Source organism: Bacillus sp. FSL K6-1000, from assembly GCF_038630785.1.
GTDB classification, from domain to species: Bacteria; Bacillota; Bacilli; order Bacillales; family Bacillaceae; genus Bacillus; species Bacillus safensis.
Genome location: NZ_CP152042.1, coordinates 2660691 through 2681037 on the forward strand (window position 1 = coordinate 2660691; position 20347 = coordinate 2681037).

Annotated in this window: 19 protein-coding genes and 1 other annotated feature; of the genes, 8 read left to right on the forward strand and 11 right to left on the reverse strand. The window is 41.0% G+C overall.

Annotated elements, in window-relative coordinates; all coding sequences use genetic code 11:
* Positions 1–64: 64 nt before the first annotated feature.
* A complete protein-coding gene (locus MHI46_RS13790) occupies positions 65–496 on the forward strand; it encodes a MarR family transcriptional regulator (RefSeq protein ID WP_099663537.1) in 432 nt (143 codons plus the stop codon).
* A 101-nt stretch (positions 497–597) separates the two neighbouring features.
* Here the strand turns inward: MHI46_RS13790 and MHI46_RS13795 are convergent, their stop codons facing one another.
* The 5 genes from MHI46_RS13795 to MHI46_RS13815 all read right to left on the reverse strand — a co-directional run bounded on the left by MHI46_RS13795 (position 598) and on the right by MHI46_RS13815 (position 5806).
* Positions 598–1212, reverse strand: coding sequence for a LysE/ArgO family amino acid transporter (locus MHI46_RS13795; protein WP_144464243.1), 615 nt, complete (start codon positions 1210–1212; stop codon positions 598–600).
* A 132-nt stretch (positions 1213–1344) separates the two neighbouring features.
* The gene (locus tag MHI46_RS13800) at positions 1345–2925 is read right to left on the reverse strand and encodes an acyl--CoA ligase (RefSeq protein ID WP_059374794.1); all 1581 of its coding nucleotides are present in this window, start codon (positions 2923–2925) and stop codon (positions 1345–1347) included.
* Between the two features lie 226 nt (positions 2926–3151).
* Positions 3152–3364, reverse strand: a complete 213-nt coding sequence (locus MHI46_RS13805) for an alpha/beta-type small acid-soluble spore protein (protein ID WP_024424829.1) — start codon at positions 3362–3364, stop codon at positions 3152–3154.
* Between the two features lie 89 nt (positions 3365–3453).
* A complete protein-coding gene (gene thiI, locus MHI46_RS13810; RefSeq protein WP_039180639.1) occupies positions 3454–4659 on the reverse strand; it encodes a tRNA uracil 4-sulfurtransferase ThiI in 1206 nt (401 codons plus the stop codon).
* Positions 4660–4663: 4 nt separating this feature from the next.
* Complete coding sequence (locus tag MHI46_RS13815) at positions 4664–5806, reverse strand: cysteine desulfurase family protein (RefSeq protein ID WP_260774628.1); 1143 nt, start codon at positions 5804–5806, stop codon at positions 4664–4666.
* A 186-nt stretch (positions 5807–5992) separates the two neighbouring features.
* Here MHI46_RS13815 and brnQ (MHI46_RS13820) point away from each other — a divergent pair, with 186 nt between their 5' ends.
* Together brnQ (MHI46_RS13820) and brnQ (MHI46_RS13825) are read left to right on the forward strand one after the other, a co-directional pair.
* Entirely contained in the window at positions 5993–7333 is a 1341-nt protein-coding gene (gene brnQ, locus MHI46_RS13820; RefSeq protein ID WP_260774629.1) for a branched-chain amino acid transport system II carrier protein, read from the forward strand.
* Between the two features lie 215 nt (positions 7334–7548).
* The gene (gene brnQ / locus MHI46_RS13825; RefSeq protein ID WP_260774630.1) at positions 7549–8892 is read left to right on the forward strand and encodes a branched-chain amino acid transport system II carrier protein; all 1344 of its coding nucleotides are present in this window, start codon (positions 7549–7551) and stop codon (positions 8890–8892) included.
* A gap of 41 nt (positions 8893–8933) precedes the next feature.
* Here the strand turns inward: brnQ (MHI46_RS13825) and ezrA are convergent, their stop codons facing one another.
* On the reverse strand, positions 8934–10637 hold the full coding sequence (gene ezrA, locus MHI46_RS13830; RefSeq protein ID WP_260774631.1) for a septation ring formation regulator EzrA: 1704 nt from the start codon (positions 10635–10637) through the stop codon (positions 8934–8936).
* A 340-nt stretch (positions 10638–10977) separates the two neighbouring features.
* Between ezrA and hisJ the strand changes: the two genes are divergently transcribed.
* On the forward strand, positions 10978–11793 hold the full coding sequence (gene hisJ / locus MHI46_RS13835; RefSeq protein WP_260774632.1) for a histidinol-phosphatase HisJ: 816 nt from the start codon (positions 10978–10980) through the stop codon (positions 11791–11793).
* Here the strand turns inward: hisJ and refZ are convergent.
* Positions 11763–12428, reverse strand: a complete 666-nt coding sequence (gene refZ / locus MHI46_RS13840; RefSeq protein WP_034624245.1) for a forespore capture DNA-binding protein RefZ — start codon at positions 12426–12428, stop codon at positions 11763–11765. The genes hisJ and refZ overlap by 31 nt on opposite strands.
* 126 nt (positions 12429–12554) lie before the next feature.
* Between refZ and MHI46_RS13845 the strand changes: the two genes are divergently transcribed.
* From MHI46_RS13845 to MHI46_RS13855, 3 genes are all read left to right on the forward strand, one after another.
* Entirely contained in the window at positions 12555–13052 is a 498-nt protein-coding gene (locus MHI46_RS13845) for a GAF domain-containing protein (protein WP_024426170.1), read from the forward strand.
* Positions 13053–13352: 300 nt separating this feature from the next.
* Positions 13353–13955, forward strand: coding sequence for a 30S ribosomal protein S4 (gene rpsD, locus MHI46_RS13850; RefSeq protein WP_039180654.1), 603 nt, complete (start codon positions 13353–13355; stop codon positions 13953–13955).
* A 296-nt stretch (positions 13956–14251) separates the two neighbouring features.
* The gene (locus MHI46_RS13855; protein ID WP_260774633.1) at positions 14252–14806 is read left to right on the forward strand and encodes a hypothetical protein; all 555 of its coding nucleotides are present in this window, start codon (positions 14252–14254) and stop codon (positions 14804–14806) included.
* A 44-nt stretch (positions 14807–14850) separates the two neighbouring features.
* On the opposite strand, the gene MHI46_RS13860 is transcribed toward MHI46_RS13855, so the two are convergent.
* Both MHI46_RS13860 and MHI46_RS13865 read right to left on the reverse strand, forming a co-directional pair.
* Complete coding sequence (locus MHI46_RS13860; RefSeq protein ID WP_342502899.1) at positions 14851–15417, reverse strand: cysteine hydrolase family protein; 567 nt, start codon at positions 15415–15417, stop codon at positions 14851–14853.
* Between the two features lie 209 nt (positions 15418–15626).
* The gene (locus MHI46_RS13865; protein ID WP_212043825.1) at positions 15627–16268 is read right to left on the reverse strand and encodes a triacylglycerol lipase; all 642 of its coding nucleotides are present in this window, start codon (positions 16266–16268) and stop codon (positions 15627–15629) included.
* 207 nt (positions 16269–16475) lie between these two features.
* Here MHI46_RS13865 and MHI46_RS13870 point away from each other — a divergent pair, with 207 nt between their 5' ends.
* Complete coding sequence (locus MHI46_RS13870) at positions 16476–16832, forward strand: antibiotic biosynthesis monooxygenase (protein ID WP_144491314.1); 357 nt, start codon at positions 16476–16478, stop codon at positions 16830–16832.
* Positions 16833–16918: 86 nt separating this feature from the next.
* On the opposite strand, the gene tyrS is transcribed toward MHI46_RS13870, so the two are convergent.
* Together tyrS and acsA are read right to left on the reverse strand one after the other, a co-directional pair.
* A complete protein-coding gene (tyrS, locus tag MHI46_RS13875) occupies positions 16919–18187 on the reverse strand; it encodes a tyrosine--tRNA ligase (protein WP_039180668.1) in 1269 nt (422 codons plus the stop codon).
* 52 nt (positions 18188–18239) lie between these two features.
* Positions 18240–18471: a binding site (T-box leader), on the reverse strand.
* Between the two features lie 58 nt (positions 18472–18529).
* On the reverse strand, positions 18530–20254 hold the full coding sequence (acsA, locus tag MHI46_RS13880) for an acetate--CoA ligase (protein ID WP_064497812.1): 1725 nt from the start codon (positions 20252–20254) through the stop codon (positions 18530–18532).
* Positions 20255–20347: the final 93 nt, after the last annotated feature.

The following is a 20347-nucleotide window of genomic DNA, read 5'->3' on the forward strand; positions in this document are numbered from 1 at the left end:
TAGTTGTCAAATGATAATTGTTTTTTGATAATAAATTTGATATGTTACGTAGGAGGTGATCATCATGCAACATCCACATTTCTTCAAGGAATTCGTCGCATTTGCTTCTACTTTTTCAGAGTTAAAACATAATATGATGAGCAAAGTCAAACCACCAGAATTAACACCCTTACAATATTTAATTTTAGAGCAGCTAGCGGTCAGCGAACCGCTTACCCCTAGTGACATCGCAGACTGCCAGCATATGTCTCTTCCAAATGTCAGCAGAGAACTGAAAAAGCTGCAAGAAAAACAATTCATTGCTAGAGAAGAAGACCGTAATGACAAACGAAAGCATGTCATTATACTTTCTGACAAAGGCCGAGCCTGTATGAACGAAGCCTTCCAGCATATCGAAAGGATGCTAATAGATAGCCTATCTTCCTCAGATATAGAACAAATGGATGATATCGTACAAGCTCTCCGTCTATTAAATCAAACGATTTTTAAAAAATGACCCAATCCTGCATGAGCACTATGCTCATGCAGGATTGGGTTATTGTACTTCCAACACACAAAAAAGCGCTGGATCATTTCGTCCAAACGCTTCTTGTACCTTTACACAATCAATTGATATGCAATGTATAACGCAACCAGCCAGATCATGACCGCGGAAGCTTTATTGATACGGTTCATCCATTTGCCGTTTGTATCTAACTTCCCTAACATCTTCCCTAAAAGGGCGAGACCAATAAACCATAACCAGGACACGATGATACAGGCAAGTGTGAATGCCAGCTTTTCTGCGCCGCTATATTGCACCGAATTTGTCCCAATGACACCAATCGTATCGAGAATCGCGTGGGGATTTAAAAGAGAAACGGAACAAGCAAATACAATTTGTTTTCTTGCAGGCATTAATTTCTGCTTCTCTTGATTACCTGATGATGAGCTTGTGTTCCATACGGACCATCCCATATAAACTAAAAAACAAAAACCAATGATATAAAGACCAATTTGCAGTACTGGAATGGTAAACACCACAACAGAAACACCTATGACAGCTAAAGCAATTAAAAGTGTGTCACAAAGAGAAGCTGTGATGACGACAGGCATTGCTCGATATAATCGAGGCTGCAGCGCTCCTTGTTGAAATACAAATACATTTTGTGCGCCCAAAGGTAAAATGAGACCAAAGGCAAGTACAATTCCATGAATGATCGCAATCGACATCTACTAACATTCTCCTTTTTCAGAAATTCCTACATATTTTAACATAAAGCACCTTGCCTGCTTTCAACAAATTTCATTTTCCGTACAAAAAAAGCGCTGGATGCTTCCATCCAAACGCTTCTCATTTTTTCATTATTTACTTTTTCGTGCAAGCTCTCTTTCTCTCAGCTCTACACGGCGAATTTTCGCTGACGGTGTTTTTGGCAGTTCGTCAATGAATTCGATTTCTCTTGGGTATTTGTATGGTGCTGTTGTGTTTTTCACATGTGTTTGCAACTCTTTGATCAGTTCATCACTTTGCGCCACTCCATCACGAAGGACGACGTATGCTTTCACGATTGATCCTCTGATTTCATCTGGGCTCGCCACAACTGCACATTCCTTCACTGCTGAATGCTTGATCAGCGCATCTTCTACTTCAAACGGTCCAATCGTATAGCCTGAGCTGACAATGATGTCATCTCTGCGGCTTTCAAACCAGAAGTACCCATCTTCGTCTTTTTTCGCGCGGTCACCCGTAATGAAGTAATTTCCTCGGCGCTGCGCCTTTGTACGCTCTTCGTCTTTATAGTATTCCTTAAATAAAGCCGGTGTTTCGAGATGGACCGCAATGTCACCAATTTCTCCAGGTGCGCAGACGTTTCCGTCCTCATCAATGATATCTACTTCATTGCCAGGGGTTGGTTTTCCCATACTGCCTGGCTTGATGTCCATTCCTTTTAGCACCCCTACGAGCAGTGTGCTTTCAGTTTGGCCATAGCCGTCTCGTACTTCTATATCGAAATGCTTTTTGAATGTATCAATGACTTCACGGTTCAATGGCTCTCCCGCAGAAACAGCACTATGCAGCTTCGGCAGCGCGTACTGACTCAAATCATCTACTTTTGCCATAAAGCGATATTCTGTCGGTGTACAGCATAGGACATTGATTTCATTTTTTTGAAGCAGCTCTAAGTATGTATTTGGATTGAATTTCCCTCCATACACAAAGCCTTCTGCTCCACTTCCTAACACAGATAAGAGGGGGCTCCACACCCATTTTTGCCAGCCTGGTCCTGCTGTCGCCCATACTTTATCTCCTTCATTAATGGAGAGCCATGCTTTGGCAGCTGTGCGTAAATGTGCATACGCCCATCCGTGTGTATGAACAACCCCTTTTGGGTTCCCTGTTGTACCTGATGTATAGGATAAAAACGCCATGTCTGTGCGTTTTGTATCTGCCAATTCAAGTTCGTTTGATTGCTCTTCCTTTTGCGCTAGAATGTTTGTCCAGCCATGATCGTTTTCACCGATTGAGAATGTTTTAAAATCGTTCGGCTTTTTAGTTCCGTCGAACGATTGAATGAATGAAGAGTAAACGATCGCTCCCTTTGCTTCTGCGTGTTCAATTCGGTAATCTAAATCTTTCGCACGCAGCATTTCAGAACAAGGAATCACGACCATTCCTGTTTTCAAAATCGCTAAATAAATGCTGTATGCCTCGAGCATGCGCGGCACCATCACAATGATTTTATCGCCTTTTTTGAAGCCTGCATTTAATAAAACATGTCCAATTTTATTTGCCTCTTCTACTAATGCTGCATATGTTACATGCGCTTCGTGCCCATTACCGTCCTGCCAGTGCAGGGCCATTTTCTCCTTGTCATGACTGAACGCTTCAATCTCACTGACTAAGTTATATTGTTCTGGTGCAATTAAGTCTTCTCTTTTCATGGTACAGCTCCTTTTAGCCTCTTTCTTATGAAACGAAACATGTTTCAATTTACCTATTCTAACACTCATAACTGAAAAATGCTTGAATTAGGACCTACTCCTAGTATTATGCCATAATTTTTTAAATCCGTCTTCTTTTTTAAAAATATTCTAACTATTTATATGTACAAAAAGAAAAGAGCGGGAATCATCCCGCTCATAAGCCATAGCTTTTAAATTGTGTGTCTTAGAAAGATCCGCCACCCATATGTTGTTGAGCGTAAGATACAAGACGCTTAGTGATTTCTCCACCAACTGATCCGTTAGCGCGAGATGTAGTTTCTGCACCAAGGTTTACACCAAATTCAGAAGCGATTTCGTACTTCATTTGGTCGATAGCTTGTGCAGCGCCTGGTACTAGTAATTGGTTAGAACTGCTTTGTCTGTTTTGTTGAGCCATGTGTTCTCACCTCCTTGTGAATATAGAATGTGTAGAAACACATGACTTCATGCGATTGATTTTATGGTAATTATTATGAAATTTTCGTTTTAGAATAAATCAGCGAATTCATCTGCCGTTTTCTTTTCATTTGTCACAATAATCGTTTCAATTTGCTCTACTGCCTCGTCCAGCATCGGCTCGAAATCAGCAAAGCTTTCGTAGCGTTCTACCTTCTCAAGCTTTGGTTTTGTTTTAGGGGACGGCGGCGTAAAGATCGTACAGCAATCCTCGAAAGGCTGAATGCTTGTATCGTATGTGCCAATTCTTCTTGCTTCATCAATAATGTCATTTTTATCGACAGCTATGAGCGGGCGGATGATTGGTGTATTAGTCACATGATTAATGGCATACATGCTTTCAAGTGTCTGACTTGCCACTTGCCCAAGGCTTTCACCAGTAATAATCGCAAGGGCATCACGCTTTTCTCTTATTTTGTCAGCTATTTTCAGCATCATTCTTCTTGTTGATGTCATCGTATAGTTTTCAGGTACTTGTTTGTGGATCAGCTCTTGAATTTTTGTAAAAGGTACGATATGAAGCTTCACTTCGCCTCCATATGCTGCTAGGCATTCTGCAAGATCAATCACCTTTTGTTTCGCACGTTCACTTGTATACGGAGGGCTAAAGAAATGCACAGCTTCAATTTGAATTCCGCGTTTCATTGCTTGATAGCCGGCAACTGGGCTGTCAAAGCCGCCTGAAAGCATGAGCATCGCTCTTCCGCTAGAACCAACCGGCAGGCCGCCTGCACCTTTGACATCTTTAAATGTAATGTACGTGGCTTGCTCTCTGATTTCGATGCGTAAATGCACATCTGGCTGTTTCACATTGACTGTTAAGTTTTCCGTATTTCTTAGAACATGTCCGCCAATTTCGCGATTCATTTCATTTGAATCAAGTTCAAATTGTTTATAAGAACGTTTCGTTGACACTTTAAATGTATTCCCTTGTTCATACACTTCCTGTACCGCTGTTAGTGCCGCATCTTTAATCGCATCTAGATTTGTCTCACATTTAACCGCAAGACTAAAGCTCTGAATGCCAAATACACTTTTGAGCTGTTCTGAAATCGGTTCAGGGTCTTCTCCGTTCAGCATAATCGTGATACGGTCTCTATCAGAAGCATACTTCAATGCTTCAAAATCCTTTAAGACGAACCGAATGTGCTGTCTTAGTTTTTCAATGAATTTCTTTCTATTCTTCCCTTTTGTTGAGATCTCACCAAAACGGACTAAAATATGATCATATTTCATGCTGTTATCTCATTCCTTTTAATTTTTTCACACTTTGTGTGATCGATGTGATGATTTGCGATGCAAGCTCTGGTCCTTGTCCATACGTCAAGCTGATTCTCATACTGCTTTTGGCCACTTCCTCTGATTTTCCCATCGCCAGCAGTACACGGCTTGGCTCTTTTTTCTTGGCTGAGCAGGCAGAGGTTGTAGAAACATATATGCCTTCTTTTTCAAGCATATGGAGGAGGACTTCAATTTGAATACCCGGCACTGAAAAATTCACAATGTGCGGCGCACTTTGCGCCCTCGGTGTGTTCATCACAATACCTTCTATGTCTCCAAGCTGTTTTTGCAGCTGCGTTTTTAAGTTCAGCATCTCATCGTGATGCTTGTCAAGCTGTTCATATGATTGTTTCATGGCTTTTGCCAAGCTGACAGCTCCAGCAGGGTTTTCAGTACCTGAACGAAGCCCTAATTCCTGCTCTCCGCCTGTAATGAAAGGGGCGAGAATGACATCTTTCTTTAAAAAGAGTGCGCCTGTGCCTTTTAAGCCATGAATTTTATGACCTGACATCGTCAAAAGATCTACATCCAGCTGTTTATTAAGTGCTACTTTGCACATTCCCTGCACCCCGTCGACATGAAAAAGCGCGTTTTCGGCATGCTCACGAATGATGCCAGCAGCTTCTTCAATCGGCTGGATGGCACCCGTTTCGTTATTGACGTGCATCATGCTGACAAGCACTGTATCAGGGCGAAGCACTTCTTTTAAATGCGTCATATCTGCATGGCCTTGCTCATTTACTTGAATATAGGAGATGTCAAAGCCAAATAACGCCTTTAGCTGTTCAAACGATTCAATGACAGAAGGATGCTCAATTGCTGTCGTCACAATGTGCTTGCCCCGATTCATTTTGGCAAGTGCTGCACCTTTAATGGCGATGTTATTCGCTTCTGTAGCACCAGAAGTAAAAATAATCTCATATTGTTTTAAGCCCGTGTAGTGAAGCATTTGTTTTCTCGTTTCATTTAACAGCCGGCTTGCATCTATTCCGAGCTGATGAAGCGAAGATGGATTTCCAAAATAACGCTCACTCACTTGCTGATATACTTGTAAAACCTCAGGGTACGGTTTTGTGGTTGCACTATTATCAAGATACATCATTGCGAAACTCCTTATCCTCTTGCGTTTAACTAATATGATTCGAATTCCTTTTATTTCAATATAAAGCAGTATATTGACAACCTCATCAATTCACTATATCATGCATAGTGCCATTGTCATATTTTTTCCTAAATTAACAGAATATTTAAACATGGCGGAAAAATAAAATAATAGGGGGATAACCTTATGAAAAATAAGTTAAGTCAAACAGACACATTAGCCATCGGCTTAATGTTGTTTGCACTCTTTTTTGGCGCAGGCAATATGATATTCCCTCCTGTACTTGGACAGTACGCAGGTGAAAACGTATGGCTTGCGATCGGTGGATTTTTACTGACAGGCGTGGGACTTCCGCTGCTAGGCATTATTGCCGTTGCCTTGACAGGAACAGGTGCAAAAGGGCTTGCTGATAAAGCTCATCCTACATTCGGTACCATTTTCACCGTCATATTATATTTATCCATTGGACCTTTCTTTGCAATCCCTCGTACTGGGACGGTTTCTTATGAGATTGGGCTGGCGCCGTTTCTGTCTGAAGCGCAGTCTGAATCATGGATTCCATTATTCTTGTTTTCAATTGCTTTTTTCGGCATTACCTATGCTCTTGCTTTAAATCCATCGAAGCTTGTTGACCGAATCGGTAAAATTTTAACACCAATTTTACTCGCTGTCATTGCTTTAATTGTGATCAAAGCAATCGCGACACCAATGGGTGGAATTGGCAGTCCACATCCAACCTATGCAGGAAGCCCGCTGTTTACCGGCTTTTTAGAAGGCTACAAAACGATGGATGCTCTTGCTTCAATCGTTTTCGGAATTGTCGTTGTCACGGCTGTGAAAGAGCGTGGTATTACAGAACGTAAATCGATTGCAGCAGCCTGTATTAAAGCGGGGCTTGTCGCAGCTGCTGGACTAGCTCTTGTGTACATATCACTCGCTTATGTCGGAGCATCAAGTCCTGAGGCTACAGGTATGGTCGGAGCAAATGATGGCGGAAAACTCCTTTCGCTTGCGGCAAACTTTTTATTTGGTTCTGCTGGAAATATTGTGTTAGGGGCTGCGATTTTATTTGCTTGTTTGACCACAAGTATTGGACTTGTTTCATCCTGCGGGGAATATTTTTCTTCACTATTTCCACGCTTTTCTTATCGTACAGTTGTTTTAATTGTATCTTTATTCAGTACATTTGTAGCAAACCTTGGACTGGCACAAATTATTTCGCTCTCTGTTCCAGTGCTTGTTGCGATTTATCCGTTAGCCATCGTGATCATTCTCTTATCTTTTCTTGATCGCTGGATCAACGGAAGACGGATTATTTATGTGACTTCACTCATTTTTACAGGTATTTTTGCCATAATCGACGGGCTCGTGGCAGCGAAAATCCCTCTTGGCGGATTCCCTAAATTTTTAGAAGCTGTTGTTCCTTTATACAGTCTTGGGATCGGCTGGGCCATCCCTGCCGTTCTTGGAGCTATTATTGGACTTCTTATTTCTTTATTGACGAGTCCACCTAAACAGCTTGCTTAATCAAGCATCAAAACAAAAAACATCCCTTTCCATAGGAGAAGGGGATGTTTTTTTATGTTCTTCATATACTAAAATAGAAAAATTCATGACTTTTGTATGAAAACACATGTTGACATCAGGCGTACATCCTTTATAATTAGTGAATGTTAATGAAGAACGGTTTTAACAACTAATTAACAGAATATTTCAACATAATATTGGAGGCTTTATATTCAATGAAGGCAACATTGTCGACGAAAGATACGGTTATTATAGGTTTTATGTTATTTGCTTTATTCTTCGGCGCCGGAAATATGATTTATCCACCAGAGCTTGGGCAATATGCTGGAACAAATGTATGGAGAGCAATGGGCGGATTTTTATTAACAGGTGTCGGTTTACCTCTACTAGGTATTATTGCGATCGCTTTAACAGGACGTGATGCAAAAGGACTTGCGGATAAGGCTCACCCAGTGTTTGGAACAGCATTCACCGTCATTTTATATTTATCCATTGGGCCGCTTTTCGCTATTCCGCGTACAGGAACAGTTTCGTATGAGATTGGGGCATTACCATTTTTATCAAGTGTACCAGCTTGGCTGTCCCTTCTTTTATTTACACTCGTCTTTTTCGGTATTACGTATTACCTTGCTTTAAATCCAACGAAAATCGTGGATCGTGTAGGGAAAATATTAACACCAATTAAATTTACGATCATTTTTATTATCATTGTCAAAGCCATTTTGACACCGATGGGCGTGATTGGTACACCAGATGTATCTTATAGCAACGGATCGTTTTTCAAAGGGTTTTTAGAGGGCTATAAAACGATGGATGCTCTTGCTTCTATTGTATTTGGAATTGTTGTCATCAACGCGATTAAAGGACGCGGTGTGACAAGTAAAAAGGCCCTGGCTTCTGCTTGTATCAAAGCAGGTTTGATTGCAGCTGCTGGATTAACCTTCGTTTACCTATCACTTGCGTATCTAGGTGCTTCTAGTACACATGCCATTGGATTCGTTGGAGATGGAAGCAAAATCTTAGCTCAGTCTTCTCAGTTCCTTTTCGGAAGTCTAGGAAATATTGTGTTAGGAGCTGCCATTACAGTCGCTTGTTTAACAACAAGTATCGGTCTTGTCACATCATGCGGAGAGTATTTCTCAAAGTTAATTCCTAAACTTTCTTATAAAATGGTCGTGACACTTGTTACATTATTTAGTTTCATCATTTCTAACTTTGGACTTGCTCATATCGTTGCTTTCTCTGTTCCAGTCTTAACAGCGATTTATCCGCTGGCAATTGTGATCATCGTTCTATCACTTGCTGATAAATGGCTTGGACATAGAAGACCAGTATATGTCCTCTCGTTAATTTTAACAGGGTGCGTCAGCTTATTTGACGGATTAGCAGCAGCAAAGCTTCCAATCGGTCCAGTAAAAGACCTCTTCCAAACAGTATTGCCTTTTTATGACCTTGGCATTGGCTGGCTTGTCCCTGCGTTACTTGGAGTCGCCATTGGATTCCTGATCTCACTTTTCACTTCTTCTACTTCAGAAGAACGCCAAAAACAGGCGTCATAATACAAAAAAGCTGAAGTCCTATCAATGGACTTCAGCTTTTTTTATTGATGCTGATATTCTTTTTCCTGCTGAGCTAATAGCTTCTGAACGGCTCCAGGTGATGCTTTTTCAACAGCAGCTGCTGCTACATCAAATGAACCGTTATAATCGAATGCATAAAATCTTCGCTCTGCCTCTTTTAATTGTTCAGAAAGAATATGATTTTGGCTTCTAAAACGATTACCGTATTGAATGATTCGTTCAATTTGATCCACTTTAGTGAGCATTTCTTCCGTCTCATCCACAACATGTCTCACTGTGTCAGAGGCTTCTTTTAATTGCTCATTCACGGCTGGCATGTTGAGCGGCAGGTTCTCCAGCTGCTCGTGCACTTGCTGAATCATCTCCTGCGCTTTTTCAGCCTGCTCTTTCATGTCAGCAGGTACACCTGGAATATTGCTTTTTTGCAGCTGACGCACTGTATCTGTCAGCATCGTTTTGAGCTCAGCCAGTGTTTCTCTCGCTTGCAGCTCTTCTTTTCTTAATGATTGAAGGTGATCTTTAAACGTATCATGCAATGCTTTTGCATCATCGATAAAGGTTTCGAGCTGATTGATTTCATCCATTAATAATGAATATGCGACATGATCACGATCAAGCTTCTCTCGAATTTGTTTCATGAGCTTTTCAATTTCTTCTAAGCGTTTTTCGAACGCCTTCTGTTGATCAAGCTCTCCGGCTGTCAGTTTGTAGCTTTCTTTTACAAGAGCTGTTTCTGCCTTTGTTTGCGTGTGATCCTGCTCGAGTTTTTCAAATGCTTCCGTCAGCTCAGGCATTTTGCTTTTGATTTCCTGCCCTGCTTCTACTTCCGCTTCAAGCTGATCATACAGCGTCTGAATTGCATCATCAATCATTTGGAGAATGCTTGATGCTTCATCCAGATTGAGTTCATCAATCAGCAGTTTTTCCGCACGGGTCAGCTGTTTGTTTAAGTTCTCAAGCTCTTTAGTGATCTGGATATGCTCGAGCTTGTAGCCTTTGTCTGTCATTTCTTTATATCCGTCTTTCAGCTTCGTCAGCTGGCCTGGTACGGTTTGTTTGCAGTCTGCAATGAGCTTCGGTACATCATTGATATACAGCTGAAGCTGATCGAGTCTGCGGTCTTGCTCAAGCAAAATCTTTCTTGCTTTCATATAGTTTCCGTTTTCTGTCTCTTCCTCGTACTGCTTGATCCCTTCCCAGGCCTCATCTAAGTCCTGCTCCATTTTGTCATAAAGGGTGCCGTATAAATGGCTGTACGCAAGCAGATTTTTTCGAACTGTTTGATATTGTTCTTTGACCTTTTCAATGTCCTTGCGATTTTGCTCCTCGCTTGTGACAAGGTCTGCAATCTCTTTTAAAATGTCTTCAATGTTCGAATCAGCAGCACTCAGCAAGTCCTCAATGTGCGTAAGAACCTGCTTGGCTTTGGAGAATCGATATTTATCAGAATACTCTTCTGCATCATATAATAGCTCCTCTACCTTTGGAAGATGGGCTGTGACGATATCGTCCCACTCTGCACGCCATCTTTCAAAAAATTGCTCTGTTTCTCCGGTCATTTTTAAATGTTTGATCTTTGAAATTTCTTCTACAATTGATCTGTTTAAAATTTCAATTTTCCATGCTTCCAATCGGTCAATCTCTTTATATATATTTTTTCGCAGGAAATAACCGACTGAAAACAAAGCAAGCAAAATGACAATTAAACCGATGATAAACTCCATAATGAGCCCCCTTGTTGTGATCTAAGTGATGTCAGGGTAAAAGTGTCCCGAGTAGACCTGAGAACCCTTTCGTGTCCGCTTTGCATTTGTTTTTTATAAGCAGGATCGTATGTTTTCCAATACCATCCATTCACGGTTTTATGTATGTTTTTTCAAGAAAGTATTTGTGCGCTTTCTATCATTTGATCACACGTATCAATGTGACCTGCTTTTATGTATGCGGAAGCTGTCGTTTTCATTGTTATTATGATACCATGTAACCAGCATTTTTGGTCATGATTTTTCATTATTTTCGCTGATAAACATTACGTTTTTCAAAATATCGACAAGAGGTGACGACATGCTGAAACAAGATGCACATCTACATACACCGTTTTGCCCGCACGGTTCGCTTGATTCTTTTCATTCTTATATTGAAAAAGCCATCAAAAAGGGATTTGATTCCATAACCTTTACCGAGCATGCCCCGCTGCCTCCATCGTTTCAAGATCCAACACCTGAGCAGGATAGTGCCATGAAGCTCCTAGACCTTGAAGCGTATATCACGAAACTGGCTCAGCTGAAACAAGAATATAAAGGACAATTAATAGTAAAAACTGGGCTTGAGGTTGACTTTATCAAAGAGTATGAAGAGGAAACTAGAACCTTTTTAGACTGCTACGGTCCAGAGCTAGACGACGCCATTTTATCTGTACACTTTCTTCCTGCTGGCGATGATTATATTTGCCTTGATTTTGACGAGCATGCCTTCCAGCAGCTAATAAGCATCTATGGCAGCATCGAACAGGTCTACCAAAGCTACTATGACCAAATTCATTCTTCTATTCTATCATCTTTAGGCCAATTTAAGCCAAAGAGAATCGGTCATATCACCCTTGTCCAGAAATTCAAACAGCTTTTTCCATATGAAATGTCACCTGAACTTTGTCAAAAGGTCACCCTTTGCCTTGAAGAAACGGCAAAAAAAGGCATGTCCTTAGATTTTAATACATCAGGTCTTCGTAAAACATATGCCAGAAGTATCTATTTAGATCCATGGATGATTGACCTTGCCAAAAAGAAAAAAATTCCGCTCATATTCGGCTCTGATGCCCATCAAGCGGAAGATCTCGGATATGCGTATGATCAATTCGAGGACATCATGAGGTTCAGATGAGAATCTAATGCCGGCTCTTTTGGTTCTAACAGATGATGAAGCGAGCGGCTCAGCTCTTTAAAGTACATTTGATAGAAATACGGCTCACTTGGGTTCAAATAAAGCACCTCTGTTAAATATTGCGGCTGTAAATATGGCATCATGAGAAGTGATTTCAGCTGAATCATAAAGGATGCGAGTGAAAGCTGCTCACAAATAACATGGGTGCTTTTTCCTTTTTCAATGATGAGCTGAAACAAATACTTTTCTTTTGTTAAATATGTCGACATGATTTCTCTGATGAGTGTCGAATCAATCGTCACCTCCCGATAAACGAAACGGGTTAATTGACGGTGCTTGTGCTGATAAGATAAAATATCAAAAACCACATGTAGTAAGCATTCTTTTGCGTGACGGGTTTCCATGTGATGAAGATGTGATTCAATCATATGAATGTAACCTTCATAAAAATCGGATACGAGCTGCTCAAGCAGCCCTCCTTTTCCTTGAAAGTAATAAGAAATGTGGGCAACGTTGACGTTTGCTTCCTTCGCAATCTCACGGACAGAGGTTCCAGAAAATCCTTTTTGGTTAAAAAGTCTGATGGCAGCATCCATAATACGGTCTTTTGTTTGCACGGTTGTTGATGTTTTCATCCGCTCACCCCTCTTCATGTGTACATACTTCAAGATGAAGGCAGAAGTTCCTTTTACAATTGCTCGACAAATCCCACATGCGAAACGCAAGTTATGTATTTTTAAGATAGAAAGTAGGAGATTTTCATGTTTCATGTCGAAAAACAGTCTGGCGATCCTTCAAAAGACTATCAATTGCTTGTCAAACAGGTAGAAGCCATTACAGATGGTGAACCTGATCTGATTGCCAACTTGGCAAATGCAGCTGCATTACTCTATCACTCACTTCCTGAAGTCAATTGGGCAGGTTTTTATTTAGCAAAGGGCGGCGAGCTTGTGCTTGGACCATTTAACGGACTGCCTGCATGTGTGCGCATCCCTTCTGGAAAAGGCGTTTGCGGTACAGCGTTTGCGACAGGTGAAGTGCAGCGTATCGCTGATGTCCATGCATTCCCTGGACATATTGCGTGTGACGCCGCATCGCAATCTGAAATAGTCATTCCGCTAAAAGTCAATGGACAGATCATTGGGGTGCTCGATATTGACAGTCCTGTGAAAGACCGCTTCAGTGAAGTAGATGAGACCTACCTTATTCAATTTACAGAGATTCTTCAACAGGCGTTATCTGTCTCTACGGATGCGTAATCATGCAGAAAAAGCAGGCACATTGTCTGCTTTTTTATGTTTCTTTATATAATGGGGAACGTCACCTTTGCCTCTAAATAGGTTGACTTCTCATACCCAGCGTCATATAATAGAGTTTGTGTGAAATATGGCAGCCTTTTTGTTCGGCTTTTTTGTATCATTTTGTTCCTTCTATATGAAGGTGCATCTTGTAACTCCCTGCTGCTGGAGCGAGGATGCATGAAAACATAATGACGAAGAAGAGGAAGAACAGACGGTTTTTATTTTTCACAAATAAAAACAATAAGGAGGAGTCACATTATGGCTCGCTATACAGGTCCAAGTTGGAAGATTTCCCGCCGTTTAGGCATTTCATTAAGCGGAACAGGTAAGGAACTTGAAAAACGCCCTTACGCTCCAGGCCCACATGGTCCAGGACAACGCAAAAAACTATCTGAATACGGTTTACAATTACAAGAGAAGCAAAAGCTTCGTCACATGTACGGTGTCAACGAACGTCAATTCCGTACACTATATGACAGAGCTGCTAAACTTCCTGGTAAACAAGGTGAAAACTTCATGATCCTTCTTGAAACTCGCCTTGACAACCTAGTATACCGTCTTGGCCTTGCTCGTACTCGCCGCCAAGCTCGTCAGCTAGTAAACCATGGTCACATCCTTGTTGATGGAAGCCGTGTAGACATCCCATCTTTCTCTGTGAAACCAGGTCAAACGATTGCTCTTCGTGAGAAATCTCAAAACCTTGCAGTAGTGAAAGAATCAGTTGAAGTAAACAACTTCGTTCCTGAATACCTTTCTTTCGATGCTGAAAAGCTTGAAGGAACTTTCACTCGTCTTCCAGAGCGTTCTGAATTAGCGCCTGAAATCAGCGAACAACTAATCGTTGAGTTCTACTCTCGTTAATTTCATTACTTCTCTAAGAGAGAGCAAACAAACCCTAGATCCCTTGATTTTTCAAGGTTTTCTAGGGTTTTTTGTATGTTCTCAATTATACATGAAATCATTTGAAGTCATCTTCCATTTTCAACACTTATTTTCCCCGGCTGCCTGCTCCATTCTTACTTCAATCAAACCTTTCTCAATTTTTATATACAAATATAGGAAACATTTCATTGAAGTGCCTTTTTTCTATTGGTACAATAATGATAGATGACGTATCAGTCGTATTGTTCTCTATAGTACTTAGATGGAGGAGATCCATGTTTAGTATCATAATCATTCTATTCTTACTCTTAATCTTATCAGTGATTGCCTATTCTCTTTTAAGAAAAAAACAGATTATCGATGAGCCGCCCAATAGATTTGCTGCATGTCTGTTTATCTTCCTGCTCTTTTTTTCTATCTGCTTTGTGATCGCGATTCCTAGTGTATTGCTATACATCACCGTTTTAGGTGTGAATTTTCTTTTTGGAGAAACCATCACGTATGATTCGTTTTTTTCTTTGATCTCTTTCTCTTTGTTCGTGAGTGTTATCGTTGTTTTTTGGTCACCTTTCCTTCTATTCATAGGAAAAGGACTGGCTTATCTCCTTAAACTTCCTGTATGGCTCACTTATGTTTTGGAATGGGTGAGTTCTTGGATCGTTTTACATCTCTCCATCAAGTATGTCCTTTACTTAAATTTAATGAATGTATCGATAAGGGATTCCGGCGTATTAATTTTATCATTCTTTGTCAGTTTTTTATTTATTGAGATTGATCTCTTTTACTCACGTAAGAAACAACGAAAACAATCGCTGGACACATATCATTAGCATGAAAAAAGCTCCTAGATTTCTTTCTAGGAGCTTCCAATCGTTCATTCTTGACTTGTCCATTTTGCGATGAGCTGCTCTGTTGTCATGACAGTCGCAAATTCATCATGCAAGGTTGCAAGTGAGAGCCGGTGGATCGTTTCTGGGTCAAAATATGTACCATTTTGATCTGTTAATCCAAAGGCAGCTGTTGCATCTGAGATCAGGTACGTATCAAAACCAAGATTTCCGCTCATTCTTGTCGTTGTTGATACGCAATGAGGGGTTGTTAATCCTGCGATGACGACCGTGTCAATCTGGTTTGATCTTAGTTGTTCTTCTAGGCTTGTACCTATAAAGCTGCTGTTGACTTTCTTTTGTATCACCGTTTCTTCCTCTAGCGGTTTAGCAATATCTTTAAAAAGGTGCCCTTCATTTGCTGGATGAAAGACAGATTCCGGATTGTCGGATGTATGCTGAATATGAATCACTTTCCAGCCTTTCTCTCTCCAAAACGTCAATAGCCGGCTAATATTCTCCTCTGCCTCTAGGTTATTGCGTTCTCCCCATTTTTCATGCTCGAACGCTTTTTGTACATCTACAATGATGAAAGCCTTTTGATTCGTTTTCACAAACGCCCACCTCCGAAGATTCTTATTCACTACATGTAGTGTACGGAATGGCGAACGTTTTGTACATGTTTTTATTCGGTTATATACGATGCTTTATCTGTTTTGTGTCATCGTTATACTTCCCTTTTCAAGATCTCTTTCATCTAACAGCTGCCATATGCCAATTGACATCAAAAAAGACAGCATATGCCGCTGCCTTTTTTCGTTTTTTAATTCGTATTCTGTCCTCCGCCGTTCAGTCCTTCTTTAATATAGCCTTTCACTTGGCTTGAGGTTAATAGACCGATATGGCCAACGCCGTGAATCAGGACGTTTTTTGCGCCAATTAAGCGAGAGAGGCTGTTGACGACGATGAGATCTGCTGAACTATAAACGGATGTGTAAAGAATTTTCTGATTTGGATCTGTTCCTGGCAGTGCTCTGCTTGAAACAAGTCCGTTTGCTCCACCAATCGTGACAACGTTTTCAATTTTATCTCCGCCATCAAGATTTTTAATATAGTATAATGTGTTCGCCCCGCCCATACTATGAGCCACAATATCTACTTTTTTGGCACCCGTTTTGTCTAACACATCTTTGACGAATCTGGATAGACGCGGACCATTGTTGCGGTTATTTCCTGTTTTGTCTATGAAATCGATAGCATATAATTGATTTCGATCCCAGCCTTGTCCAACCAAGTAACTTTTAATAGAATAAAAGTTATAAGAGGCACCACCAATACCATGTACCATCACAACCGGATTATGCTCAGCCGCCTTCACCTCTTTCGGCTGGATAAAAGCCATTGAACCAATCACCAATGCAAGTGCAACGAGAATTTGCAAACTCCTTTTCTTAACAAAAATCACTTTCATTCCCCCTTATTCATCTTATACGACTCTATTTTATAAAAGAAAAATATGTCAGAAAAGTGAACAAGGTAATGTTTATGAGATGATTTTACAGAAATATAAATAATCAAAAAGCACCTTGGACTTTTTTAAATTCAAACAAAAAGACTACGAGACCTTCTTTCTTTCATATATAATATCAATAGAAAAAGGAGGTTCTACTAGATGCTATTTACGCAAACCCCTGCTCCACCCTACTATGCTGTGATTTTCACATCAAAACGAACAAATGTTGAGCAGAAAGAATACGCTGCGGCTGCTCAAAAAATGGAAGAATTAGCGAAAGATCTAGATGGGTTTCTTGGAATAGAAAGTGTACGAGATGAACGTGGTGTTGGGATCACTGTCTCTTACTGGGATTCATTAGCAGCCATCAAAGAATGGAAAGCACATACAGCACATCAGCGTGTTCAAAAAAAGGGGAAAAAGGATTGGTATGAATCCTATACTACCCGAATTTGTAAGGTAGAACATGCTTATACAAACAAAGATTCACTCCTTGAACAAGAAGCAGACGAATGAGCTACTTCTACATAAAAAAGAAAAGCACCTCAATGTACACGAACATTTGAGGTGCTTTTTCATGATGTTTACTGTTTCATAAAGATTTATTTATACGTCACAAGGAAGTATTTCTTTTTCCCTCTTCTTAAAACGGTAAATTGGTTTTCAATTCGGTCGTCAGCTGAGAGCACATAGTCTTTATCTGTTTGTCTCTCTCCGTTGATGGAGACAGCACCATTTGTGATATCTTCACGTGCTTGACGCTTTGATGGAGACAGCTTTGATTCCACAAGAATATCAACTAGTGTTAATTCTTCTGTGCTGCTTTTCTCCATTGATGGAACATCCTTAAAGCCTACTTTCACTTCTTCAGCTGTAAGAGATTTGATCTCGCCTTTAAATAGTGCATTTGAGATGTTGACTGCCTGTTCTAGTGACTCACGGCCATGTACAAGTGTTGTCACTTCCTCTGCTAGACGGCGCTGCGCTTCACGCTTTTCAGGTGCTGTTTGCACTTTTTCTTCATACGATGCGATCTCTTCTTTTGATAAGAACGTAAAGTATTTTAAGTATTTCACGACATCACGGTCATCTGTGTTAATCCAGAATTGGTAGAACTCATATGGTGACGTTTTTTCTTTATCTAACCAGATAGCGCCACCTTCTGTTTTACCAAACTTTGTGCCGTCTGCTTTTGTGACAAGCGGCATCGTCAGCCCGAATGCTTTTGCTCCTTCTGCTTCAGACTTACGGATCAGCTCAAGTCCAGATGTGATATTTCCCCACTGGTCACTTCCGCCGATTTGCAGCTTACAATTTTCATTTCTGTAAAGGTTTAAGAAGTCTAAAGACTGCAGGATGACGTAGCTGAATTCTGTGTAAGAAATCCCTGTTTCGATACGTGAGCTCACGATATCTTTTGCCAGCATAAAGTTTACACCGAAGTTCTTTCCAATATCACGAAGGAACGTGATAACATTCATTTGGCTGATCCAGTCGTAGTTATTCACGATGACGGCTGGGTTCTCGCCTGCTTCAAAATCAAGAAATTGAGACAGCTGTCCTTTGATTTTATCTGACCACTGTTCGACGATTTCTGCTGGGTTGAGTGAACGTTCTGCTTTTTTGAAACTAGGATCGCCAATGAGTCCAGTCGCACCGCCAACAAGAGCAATCGGGTGATGACCTGCTTCTTGGAATCTGCGTAATGTTAAAATTGGCAATAGATGACCAATGTGTAAGCTGTCAGCTGTCGGATCAAAGCCGGAGTATAGCTTGATTTTCTCTTCTGCTAATAATTTTGTTAAACCTTCTTCATCTGTTTGCTGCTGAATTAATCCTCTGAACGATAGCTCTTCCATCAATTGACTCATATCCAAATCTCCTTTTTTTACAATTCAACAAAAAAACGCCCCTTCGAATGAACGAAGGGACGATATATATCGCGGTACCACCCTGCTTAAAAGACAAAAAATCTTGTCTTTTCACTTACACTGATAACGGACAGATCCGTTCTTTCACTAATCAGGGCATGCTCCTTTTCGTAAAAGCGGTTCGTGAGGGTAATTCGAATATCTCTTTGTACTGACTTGCACCAGCCGTCAGCTCTCTTAAACAGGGAAAGATCATTCTACTGAATCTCAGTCAAAACCTTTTCATATTCAACTAATGTCATTTTTAACACACTTTTGATATCAAGTCAACTGATGAAAAAATTAATCTTCCATTGTCGAAAGGTCACCAGCAGGTAAATTCAGCTCCCACGCCTTTAGCACACGTCTCATAATTTTTCCGCTTCTCGTTTTTGGCAGTTTGTCTTTAAATTCAATTTCTCGCGGTGCCGCATGTGCTGCGAGTCCTTTTTTCACAAACGTACGAATCTCTTCTTTCAGCTCATCTGTCGGCTCATATCCGCTTCTGAGCGCAATAAATGCTTTAATAATCTCACCGCGGACCGGATCTGGCTTTCCAATGACACCAGCCTCTGCAATGGCTGGATGTTCAACCAGTTTACTTTCTACCTCAAATGGACCGACCCGCTCTCCTGACGTCATGATGACGTCATCGACACGTCCCTGGAACCAAAAGTATCCGTCTTCGTCCATATAAGCTGAATCTCCTGAAACATACCAATCTCCCGGCATAAAGTAAGATTCATATTTTTCAGGATTGTTCCAGATCGTATGCATCATAGAAGGCCAGCCTTTTTTAATCGCAAGGTTGCCCATCCGGTATGGCGGAAGTTCATTTCCTGCATTATCCACAATCGCCGCTTCTACGCCTGGAATTGGTTTTCCCATCGAGCCCGGCTTGATGTCCATGCATGGATAATTACAAATCAGCTGTGCACCTGTTTCTGTCATCCACCAAGTGTCGTGAATTCGCTTGCCAAAAACAGCATCTCCCCAGCGGATGACTTCTGGATTAAGAGGCTCTCCCACACTTAGCACATGACGGAGCGAGCTGAGGTCATATTTTTGAATGAGGTCATCCCCTGCCCCCATGAGCATTCTAAAGGCTGTCGGGGCACTGTACCAAACGGTTACACCGAGTGATTCAATGGTTTCATACCACGTATCAGGATTAAACCGGCCGCCTAAAATCACATTCGTCGCCCCATTAAACCACGGTGAAAAAATACCGTACACTGTGCCTGTAACCCAGCCTGGATCAGCTGTACACCAGTAAACGTCATCTTCTTTCAAGTCAAGCACCCATTTACCAGTCTGGCCTTGCTGCACCATTGCACCATGGACATGAAGCACACCCTTTGGCGTACCAGTAGATCCTGATGTGTAATGAAGCAGGAAGCCGTCTTTTTCATCCATCCATTCAATTTCAAGCTCCTTTGCTGCCTCCTCAAACGCCTCTTCATAGTGAATTGTCCGAACGCCATCGACGTCTTCATTTTCACCGCCGACAATGATGACAGATTCAAGCTTTGGAAGCTCTGCAAATGGAATTCGCTCAAGCAGATCAGGTGTTGTCACAATCACCTTTGCCTCACTATTCTCTAAACGGTCTTTGACGGCACCTTCCATAAATGCCTCAAATAACGGGCCAACGATCGCCCCAATTTTCACTGCGCCTAGCAAAAGAAAATAGAGCTCAGGTGATCTTGGCATAAAGATAAACACGCGATCCCCTTTTTTCACATGTGCCTTTTCTTTGAATAGATTTCCCGCTTTGTTTGTGTTGATTTTCATATCCCTGAACGTATACTTTTCATCCCGCTGTGAATCTTTGTAGTGAAGCGCCACCTTGTTCTGACGAAACGAGTCCGCATGTCTGTCAATCGCTTCATAGGCTGCATTTATTTTTCCTGTTTCATACCAGGAGAAGTTTTTTCTAGCTTCCTCCCATGAAAAATCTTTGTATGCCTGCTCATAATCATTTAAATGATAATCCCCTTTTACTGATGGTAGCGTTTCCAATTTCATCAAACAGTCCCCCTTTGCATACGTTTACAATGACCATTATAGTATAGATGACTTTTTTTCTCAATTTTTAAAAAACTTCTGATGAAACCGTTT